Raw genomic sequence first — 9,731 nt, 5'->3', positions numbered from 1 at the left:
TTTTGTTCCTAGGTGCGGCGCGAGGACGAGCGTGGCAGGCCCCACGGGAGGAGGAGCAACGTGCCTAGGGGCAAAAAGTACCCGCGAATTCTTCAACGAACTTGCGGGACACCACACTAAGGAGAGCTCCACCATGCGCTCGATTCTCAAATGTCTGCTCTGCATGTCGGTGCTGCTGCTGGTGAGTGCGTGCGAGAGCTTTCACCTCAAGCCGCCGCCGCTGACGGGGGAACCGTCCGATGCCGTTCGCGCCGAGGTGGCCGAGGACGGCGTGTCGGTGATCGCCCTGATCAACAACGTCGATCTCGCGCTGCTGCTCGAGCGCAAGGCGCGCCGGGAAGGGTTCCGTTTGCTGCGTCGGGAGCGTCTGCCCGGGCTCGGCGTGGTGATGCTGACCTTCGCCGTGCCCCCGGGCCTCGACGTGACCCAAGCCGCCGCGGAGCTGGAACGGCTGGAGCCCCACGCTACCGCCGATCGTGATCATCAGTATGGCCTCAGCACGGATGCGGGCACCCCGGCCGCTGTCATGGCGCAGCCCCTGGAGTTCGCCCACGCGATGATCCAGTGGCCGGCCCAGGGCTGTGCCAGCTTGCGGCGACTCGGCATGATCGACAGCGGCGTCGACCTCACGGCGCCGTCGCTCGCGGACCAGCGTATCGTCACGTCGTCCTTCGTCGGCGAGGTGGCGGCACACGGGCGGTCGCATGGTACCGCCGTGGCGCAGACGCTCATCGGCGACGGCCGCTTGCGCGAGGGGACCTTGCATGCGGCGGTGGTCTTCGATGAGGCGCGCCCGCAGGCGGGGCCTAGCGCGAGCACCTTGATACGTGCCTTGGACTGGCTGGTCCAGTCCCGGGTGGAACTGGTGAACGTCTCCCTGGCCGGGCCCTACAACCGGGCCCTGGATCGAGCCGTTCAGCGAGCGACCGACGTGGGCCTGCTGCTGGTGGCAGCGGTCGGCAACGAGGGACCGGACTCGCCGCCGCGCTACCCCGCCGCCTTTGCGGACGTGATCGCCGTGACCGCCGTGGACGCCGCCCTTCGCATCTACGACGGGGCCGTGATGGGCGCCCACGTCGACTTCGCCGCGCCCGGCGTCGACATCTACGTGCAGGCCGATGGGCGAGGGCGCTACGTGACGGGGACTTCCTTTGCGAGTCCCTTCGTCGTCTCCATCATCGCGAGTGATCCAAGCCTCAAGGACCTCTCCAGCGCCAGCCGTGTGCGCCAATCGCTCGCGGACAAGGCGCGTGACCTCGGTGCTCCCGGGCACGATGAAACCTTCGGCTTCGGCTTGCCAGCGCTTTCCGCCCAGTGCTCGGCCACGCGCTGATCACGATTCGAAGAATTTTTTTGAACCGCTTCTCAGGCTCCTTCGACCTAGGGACACGTGCGACGCATTAAGTGCACGAGTCAACGATCACCGAGCGAAACAACTAACCGCTGCTCGCTGGTCCTCAACATCGAACTGAAGGAGCCACATATCATGTCCCGCACCCTTACCCTCGCTGCCGTCATCGGCGCCATGTTCTCCGCTACCGCCGCCCCCGTGCTGGCCGACTCCGCCCCCGCCGTGGTGGTCACGGTCGAAAACGTCCAGCCCTCGCGCGGCACGTTCCTGACCCCGGTGTGGCTCGGTATCCACGACGGCACCTTCGACAGCTACGACGGCGGCCAGCCGGCCAACGTGCCCCTGGGTGGCAACGAAATCGAAGCCCTGGCCGAGGACGGCAATAACGGCCCGATCACCGCGACCTTCGAGCTGCTGCAGCCGACCGCTCCGCAGGTGAGTGGCCTCGCCGGTCCTGGCGGCCCCCTCGCGCCTGGCGATCGTTCCGCCACCTTCCTGCGCGTCGACCCCACCCAGGATCGTTACTTCAGCTACGCCTCGATGATCATCCCTAGCAACGACTTCTTCATCGCCAACGGCAACCCCCTCGCGCACCAGCTGTTCAACGACGCCGGTGAGTTCGTGGGCGAAGACTTCATCGTCGACGGCGGCGAGACCAACGACGCCGGCACGGAAGTGAACGATGAGATCGCCTCCAATGTCGCGTTCCTGGCCCAGGCCGCTGGCAACACCGGCGTGACCGAGAACCTCCCCGTCACCACGCCGGCCCCCGGCTTCGCCGCTCCCGGCACGCTCGCCTACCCCGACGGCGTGCTGAACTACCCGGTGTTCGGCAACGGTGACTTCAACGACGCCGACGATGCGATCGTGCGCGTGTCCTTCCGCTACCTCGACCTCGCCGCCAACCAGAACTTCGTGTCTGCGCTCTCGGCCGACAACGAAGTGGTTGCGGAAGAGATCGCCTCGCAAGGCACGGGCCGTGCCCGCGTCATCGCCACCGGCGGTGAGACGGTGCGCGTGATCGTGGGTACTCAGGACCTGACCGGCCCGATCACCATGGCCCACCTGCATCTGGCTCAGGCTGGTGTGAACGGCCCGGTCGTGGTGGACCTCGGCGCTGGCATCAACGGCAACACGGTCAACGCTCAGATCACCGAAGCTGACCTGGTCGACGTGCTGGCCGGTGCTGACCTAGAGACTCTGATCGGTGAGATGGCGGCGGGCAACGTCTACATCAACATCCACACCGACGCGAACCCGGCAGGTGAGATCCGCGGTCAGGTGACGCTGCGCTAAGAGAGCGCTGACCGGCGGGTGCTGATCTGCACCCGGGTGGAGAGGCCCATCCGCGACACCGGATGGGCCTTTCCTTTTTTGAGTCCTCGTCCTCGACGCGGGGAGGGACACGCCTCGCGGCGCGAGTGGGGGGCCGCGCCGAACGCTGACTCAAGCGGTGGACGTGTCCTTGACCAGGGCGCCGTCCTTCATGATCACCTTCAGGCGGTCGTGATCCTGGAGCACCGTGATGTCCTCGACCGGGTTGCCGTCCACCAGCAGCAGATCGGCGAGATAGCCCTCGCGGACCAGGCCCAGTTCATCCGGCTTGCCCATGATCTGCCCGCCGAGCTGAGTCGCCGAGACGATCGCCTCCATCGGCGTCATGCCGACGAGTTCCACGAAGTACTGCAGATCCCTGGCGTTGGTGCCGTGGGGCGTCCAGGCGAAGCCGTAGTCACCGCCCGGCAGGACGCGGATGCCGCGACGGTGCATCTCCCGCATGCCCTCGATGGCGTACTCCAGTTCGCGGGCGTAGATCTGCGCCAGCTCGCTGTCCGGCGAGATGCCAAACTCACCCGCGTGCGCCGAGGTGCGCACCAGCCAGGCGAGGCCGGGGCCGACGAAGAACTCGTCCTTGCGTTTCTCGAGCTCGTCCATGCACTCCTCATCCGCGTAGGAGGCGTGGTAGATGATCTGCACGCCGTACTTGAGGCATTGCTTGACCGAGTGGGCGGAGCGGGCGTGGGCGCAGGCGCGCAGGCCGTAAGGGGCGATCGAGGCCATGGCCATCTCCACCTCTTCGTCGCTCATCGGTGAGCACTGGGCGGGCACGGGCGTGATCTCTTCGCCGGAGAGATTGAGCTTGATCAGGTCCACGCCGTACTTGATGTACATGCGTACCACCTTACGCATGTCTTCGGGGCCGCAAACGCGCCAGCCGAAGGACAGCTCCTGCAGATCCACGTGCGGCGGCGAGGTGTCGCCGAGGCCACCGGCCACGGTGATCTCCTGGCCGTTCGCGAGGTAGCGCGGGCCCATGATGTGCCCCTCGTTGATGGCGTTGCGCAGGACGCAGTCGAAGCGCGGTCGGGCGGCCGCCGCGCCGACGCCCGAGGTGAAGCCCGCCATCAGGGTTTTCTTGGCCACGTTGATCGAGTGAATCAGATGCTCCTCTGGCGGCATCATGGTGATGTACTCGAGCGTGGGCTGGTCGTTCCAGGTCAGGTGCAGGTGCGCATCGCACAAGCCGGGCATGAGCGTGCGTCCGTGACCGTCGATCGTGTGGTCGGCCGCGGGCACGGCGCCATCGCCCACCTTGGTGATGCGATTGCCGCTCACCAGTACGTTGCCGCGTACCGGATCGCTGCCGCTGCCGTCGATGATGTTCACGTCCGTGAACAGGGTGGTCGGTGCTTGCATAGGTATTACCCCCCCAGGTAAGGCGCGTTAGGTGCGCCAGGCCGCAGGCTCGGGAAGGCGGTGGCCTCCCCGAGCGTTCCGTTTAGCCGTAGAAGGCCCGAATAGCGGTCATCACTTCCGTCGGTTTCTCGTTCAGGGTCCAGTGGCCACAGCCCTCGAGCACCATCACGCGGGCGCTCGGCAAGGCGCTGCCGAGGGCCTCGACGTTGGCTGGCGGCGCCACCTTGTCCTCATCGCCGGTGATCAGCAGGCAAGGGCAGGTGATGGCGCTCGCGTCCGCGGCTTGGGCCCGGGACAGCGCTTCGCAGCTCAGGGCGTAGCCCTCTGGATCTTGCCGGATCACCATCTCGCGGACGAATCCTTGAATGTCTGGCAGGTCCGCCTTGGTGGCAGCGGAGAGGGCCACGTCGGCGATGGTGTCGGCGATGCCCGTCATGCCCTCGCGGCGGGCGAGGCCGGCCCTGTCCATGAGCGCGCCGCGCGCCGGTTCGGGCGGTTGCGCCAGGGGACCGAGCAACACCAAGTCCTGCACCCGCTCCGGTGCCATCACCGTGAGGTGCTGGCATACGATGGTGCCCATGGAATGGCCCATCACGCGGGCCTTCTCCACCCCCAGGGCGTCGAGCACGGCCAGCATGTCGCTCGCCAGGCTCTCGATCGAGAGCGAGGGATCGTTGGCCGAGCGAGCAGCGCTCGGCAGGTCGGGCACGATGAGTCGGTAGCCGTCGCCGAGGCCGTTGACCACCGCGCGCCAGAAGTTCGATGAGCCGCCGAGGCCGTGGACGCAGAGCACGGGCGTGCCCTCCCCGAAGTCGTCGACGGCGACCGCGCGGCCGTTGATCTGCAGCAGATGACCCACGTTGAATCCTCCAGATGAGTGTGACGTGTGAGAGTGAATGAAAAAGTTAGCTCGAGGCGGGAAGCCGCTAGACGATGCGGTTTTCCAAGGTGCCGATGTCGCTGATGGAGACCTTCACCACGTCTCCCGTGCTCAGGAAACGCGGCGGGTCGAAGCCGATCCCGACGCCGGCGGGTGTGCCCGTGGCGATGATGTCGCCGGGCTCCAAGGTCATGCTTGCGGAGACCGTGGCGATGATCGACGGGATGTCGAAAATCAGGTGTTCCGTGCTGGCGTGCTGGCGACGCTCACCGTTGACCCAGCAGCTCACCTGCAGATTCTCCGGCGCTACCTGATCGGCGGAGACAATCCACGGGCCGATCGGGCAGAAGCCGTCGATGGACTTACCGAGCAGCCACTGGCGATGCTTGGCCTGCAGGTCTCGTGCGGTCACGTCGTTGATCACGGTGTAGCCCCAGACGTGGGCGTAGGCGTCCTCGGCTTCGATGTGGCGGCCGGACTTGCCGATCACCACGCCGAGTTCCGCTTCGTAGTCCACCTCGGAGGTGATCTGCCAGGGCACGGGCACATCGTCGTGGGCCCCTGTGAGGCTGCACGCCGCCTTGCTGAAGATGATCACGGCGCTGGGCACGCTGTCGCCGCCGGGCGCGGCGGAGGAGTCGTAGCCGCTGCGGGTGAATTCCTCGGCGTGGGCCCGATAGTTCTTGCCCACGCAGATGACGTTCTTGCTGGGCCGGCGAACCGGGGGCAGGAAGCGCACCTGGGAGAAGGGCACCGGCGTGCCCGCCTGGGCCAGGGCCTTCGTATCGAGCTCGCCCGCGATCAGCGCCACGGCCAGGTCAGGACCGTTCGGCGATGACTCTCGCTCGAGCAGGGTCAGCGTCTGCGCCTCCGGATCGGCATCTGCGATCCAGCAACTCCCATCGAACTCAACCCTCGCCAGTCGCACGTCCTTGCCTCCTTCGGGCCCACGGCTTGGGCCGCGGCAGAATTGCGCGTGCTGCATTGCATGGCGCACAATATCCATATCAATACGGCCTTGAGCCTAAAATGATCTGGTATTGATTGCAACCAATAGCAGTGCCGCGTCTCAGGCAATCTGGTACGGTCCAGAGCCTGCAGGCACTTTCGATCGCCGAGGAGGTAGGCGCAGGGTGGTAGCGAAACTCAACGTGCGCGAGACGTCGCAGCGCAAGGCCGAAGAAATCGTCGCGTTCGTGCGCGCCCGCATCGACGAGGGCGAGTGGTTACCGGGCAGTCGCATCCCCACCGAGAAGGCGCTCATCGAGCAGTTCTCGGCGGCGCGCAATACGGTGCGAAAGGCCTTGGCCTCGCTCGAGTCCTCAGGCGTCATCGAGCGCCACGTCGGTCGCGGCACCTTCGTGCGCGCCGCGTCCGAGCCATTGCCGGTAGCGGTGGGCCCGCGGGTCGACCTGGCCGATGTCAGCCCCGCCGAGGTCAACGAGATTCGCGTCGTCCTGGAGCCGTCGGTGGCGGAGCTGGTGGTGGCCCGGGCGACCCAATCGGAGATCGCTCATGCGCGGGAATGCTACGAGAAAACCCTGGAATCCAGCAGCCTCGAGGAATACGAGCATTGGGACGCGGAACTCCATGCGGTGATCATTCGAGCCGCCCGTAACAGCGTGTTGGGGCGTATCTACGGAGTTATCAACGACGTTCGTCAGCAGCCTGAATGGCATGAGATCAAGCGCCGCTCCCTCACCGACGGCAGGCGCGAGCTCTACAACCAGCATCACCTGGCGATCGTCACAGCCCTGAGCCAGCGCGACGCCCAGGCCCTGCGCCGCGCCCTGCGCGAACACCTGCTCGCCGTGAGCAGCAACATGCTGCACCCCGCTCTCTAGCGTTTAGAAGCGGGGCGCTCGCTCCCGCACCGCCTTCCCCGAAGCACTCCCCAAGGCCCCGACTGCGATGCGCTCAGGCGGGTGCCGCCTCGCGCCTATGGGCCTTGCTAGCTTGCGCGCTCACGGGCGAGGCCCCTTGTCGCGATGCAGCGCAAACGATTGTTGACAGGTCGCCGTTCTCGTCATTAGGCTGCACCAATTCCAGATCAAACCTTAATTGATATGGAATTGGTTCTAAAGACATTGAGGGCGGCGACCGGGGGCGGTCGATGCTCAGCGAACTCCAGGGGTGGGAAGCGATGGCAAGACGGACCTTAACGCGCAGCGTGGGAGCGGGCGCCAGCCTGAGTACAGCAATGGTGGCGGCGGCAGGAGGCGTGCTGTTCGTCGCGCCGCAGGCCAACGCCGAGATCGAGGAGGTCACCGTCACGGCGGAACGTCGCGAAGAGTCGGTGCAGGAGGTGCCCGTGGCCGTCACGGCGTTCTCCGCCGAAGCGGTGGAGCGCCTGCAGATCGACGACTTCGAAGATCTCTCGTTGCAGATCCCAAATTTCAGCGTCAACACCTTCTCTAAAACGCGTATCAACCCGGCCCTGCGCGGCGGGTCTTCATCGCTGGTCTCGGCCGGCGCGGAGCAGGCGGTGGGGCTCTTCATCGATGACGTCTACTACGGCGGTCCGGCGGACTTCGCCATCGAGCTGTTCGACGTAGAGCGCATCGAAGTGCTTCGGGGCCCCCAGGGCACCCTGTTCGGTCGCAACACCACCGGCGGCCTGATCAACGTGGTGACGCAGGACCCGGGGGAGACGCTGGAAGGGCGCCTACAGGCGCAGCTCGGCAGCTTCGGGTTGAACCAGGTGGGTGCCTACGTTGCCTTCCCGATCGCCGATGATCTGGCGGGGTCCATCGCCTTCCAGTCGCGCCAACGCGATGGCACGTCGTTCAACTCCGTCACGGGCAACGACGTAGACAACGTCAACCGCTCGGCCATCCGAGCCAAGCTGCTCTGGACCCCTGCGGACGATCTCGAGTTCGAATTCGCCCTGTCGCGCAGCCGCGCGGACGAGACGGGCATCGCGCGTGATGCGGTATCGGCGGAGTCCTTCGTCGATCTCGACGTGCTCGCGGATCAGAACTTCATGATCGATGACGATCCGCGCACGGTGCAGCAGTTCAGCGACGGCCGCTACGTCAGCGAGCAGTGGGTAGGCAGCTTGCACGTGACCAAGGAATTCGATTCGCTGACCTTCCAGTCGATCACCTCCTACCGCAGCTTCGATGCAGACCAGGAGCCGATCTCGCTCGGCGGCGTGCCGACGCCCGTCTTCGCCATTGCCGATGGGCGCGAGAACGAGGTGTTGACCCAGGAGTTCCGCGTGCTGTCGGATACCGGCGGACCCTTCAACTGGCAGGCGGGCACCTTCCTCCTGCGGGCCGACGAGACGCGCTTTTTGAACGTGATCACCCGTTGGGACGAGTCCGTCGCCGGTGGCGCTTTCTCCGCGATCTTCGGCTGCCCGGATCAGACCCTGGAGGACTTCGAGGCCTTCATCGTCACTCCGGCGTGCATCACCAACTTCCCGGAGCTGTTCGACGAGAATCCCTTCTCCATCCGCGAGAACGTGGTGACCACCAGCTACTCCTTCTACGCGGATGGCGGCTATCGCTTCTCCGACCAGGTGCAGTTCACCGGCGGTGTGCGCTACACGCGGGACAACAAGGAACTCAACGGCGAGACCATGGGCGAGTTCGACTGGTTCTGGAACCCCACGCCCGGTCGCGTCGTGAACGATGCCGAGGACTCGTGGGATGCCGTGACCTGGCGTGCCGTCCTCGATTACACGCCGACGGAGGATCTGCTGTTCTACGCATCGGCCGCCACCGGGTTCCGCAGCGGTGCCTTCGACATGGCGCAGAGCGATCCGGCCCTGGTGGACCTCGCCGTCGCGCCGGAGGACGTGATCAGCTACGAGATCGGCGCCAAGACGCGCCTGTTCGGCAACCGTGTGCAGCTGAACGTCGCCCTGTTCGACGCCACCTATGAGAACCTGCAGTTCTTCGTCAACGCCGTGGGCTCGGGTGGCGTCGCCACCACCACCAACGCCGGTGAGGCCAACGTGCAAGGCGTCGAAGCCGACCTGATCTGGGCGATGACCGACGAGCTAACGGCCACCGTGGGCTTCAGCGCGCAGGACGGCACCTCCAAGGACATCCCGCCGGAGGCGGAGATTCCCGAGGGCACGCCGCCCCAGGGCACGATTCCCCTGTCCTACACGATCGCCCTGGACTACCGCCGCGACACGCCGCGAGGATCCTTCTACGCCCATGCCGACATGCTCCATCGCGACGAGTACTCGCTGGAGTTCATCGACAACAGCATTCCCCAGTTCCGCGCTGGGGTGGACGCTCGTGTGAACGCGAACATCGGCTACCAATCGAACAAGGGCTGGGCGGTGGAGCTGTGGGCCACCAACCTCACCAACGAGAACATCGTGATCTACGGCCAGGACTTCTGGTTCAGCCTCTACGGGCCATCGCTCAACGACAACCCGGAGTTGTTCAACGCATCCTTCGGCCCGCGCTACGCGGAACCGCGCCTGTGGGGCGTGTCAGCGTCCTACAGTTTCGGGGGCAACTGATCGCGGCGTGGGGTGCCTAGTGTCGGGCTGACACCGTAGGAGGTAATGACAAGGCGAAACGCTTGGCATAGGGTGAGGGCCCACTGCGCTGGTTGGCAGCGCCCAGTCACCGCGAACAGACCCCAGCGTGAGCGATCAGCCCGACCCGTCCCCACAACAGCGCTACGCCTTAGCGCTTCCCTTGCTCGGCGCCCTGGCGGTGCTGGTGGTGTTCGCAACGGCCCTGGCCTGGCAGCTGGGGCTGTTCTCAGTGCAGCGCGATTGGGTGATCGCCGGCGGGCAGGAGGGCGGCACCTACCAACTCCTCGCCGAGCAGCTCG

At 65.9% G+C, this 9,731-nt stretch carries 8 protein-coding genes; 5 read left to right on the top strand and 3 right to left on the bottom strand.

The window, feature by feature from the left end; genetic code table 11:
- Positions 1 to 133 precede the first annotated feature (133 nt).
- Both AAF184_22795 and AAF184_22790 read left to right on the top strand, forming a co-directional pair.
- Positions 134 to 1,333 carry a S8 family serine peptidase gene (locus AAF184_22795; GenBank protein MEO0425182.1) on the top strand — a complete coding sequence of 400 codons (1,200 nt, stop codon included), beginning with the start codon at positions 134 to 136 and terminating at the stop codon, positions 1,331 to 1,333.
- Positions 1,334 to 1,486: 153 nt separating this feature from the next.
- Positions 1,487 to 2,647 (top strand): spondin domain-containing protein, encoded by a 1,161-nt coding sequence (locus AAF184_22790; protein ID MEO0425181.1) that lies wholly within the window; start codon positions 1,487 to 1,489, stop codon positions 2,645 to 2,647.
- Positions 2,648 to 2,797: 150 nt separating this feature from the next.
- On the opposite strand, the gene AAF184_22785 is transcribed toward AAF184_22790, so the two are convergent.
- The 3 genes from AAF184_22785 to AAF184_22775 form a co-directional block, all read right to left on the bottom strand.
- Entirely contained in the window at positions 2,798 to 4,048 is a 1,251-nt protein-coding gene (locus AAF184_22785; protein MEO0425180.1) for an amidohydrolase family protein, read from the bottom strand.
- Positions 4,049 to 4,130: 82 nt separating this feature from the next.
- The gene (locus AAF184_22780; GenBank protein ID MEO0425179.1) at positions 4,131 to 4,907 is read right to left on the bottom strand and encodes an alpha/beta hydrolase; all 777 of its coding nucleotides are present in this window, start codon (positions 4,905 to 4,907) and stop codon (positions 4,131 to 4,133) included.
- 67 nt (positions 4,908 to 4,974) lie between these two features.
- The gene (locus AAF184_22775) at positions 4,975 to 5,856 is read right to left on the bottom strand and encodes a fumarylacetoacetate hydrolase family protein (protein ID MEO0425178.1); all 882 of its coding nucleotides are present in this window, start codon (positions 5,854 to 5,856) and stop codon (positions 4,975 to 4,977) included.
- Positions 5,857 to 6,061: 205 nt separating this feature from the next.
- Between AAF184_22775 and AAF184_22770 the strand changes: the two genes are divergently transcribed.
- The 3 genes from AAF184_22770 to AAF184_22760 all read left to right on the top strand — a co-directional run.
- On the top strand, positions 6,062 to 6,772 hold the full coding sequence (locus tag AAF184_22770; protein MEO0425177.1) for an FCD domain-containing protein: 711 nt from the start codon (positions 6,062 to 6,064) through the stop codon (positions 6,770 to 6,772).
- 299 nt (positions 6,773 to 7,071) lie between these two features.
- On the top strand, positions 7,072 to 9,411 hold the full coding sequence (locus AAF184_22765; GenBank protein MEO0425176.1) for a TonB-dependent receptor: 2,340 nt from the start codon (positions 7,072 to 7,074) through the stop codon (positions 9,409 to 9,411).
- 127 nt (positions 9,412 to 9,538) lie between these two features.
- On the top strand, positions 9,539 to 9,731 hold a 193-nt coding region (locus AAF184_22760), incomplete at its 3' end, for a hypothetical protein (protein ID MEO0425175.1).

This window comes from Pseudomonadota bacterium (assembly GCA_039815145.1).
GTDB lineage: Bacteria > Pseudomonadota > Gammaproteobacteria > Steroidobacterales > JBCBZW01 > JBCBZW01.
Note: the sequence above shows the minus strand (reverse complement) of the source record. Positions and strands in the feature narration are given on the sequence as shown.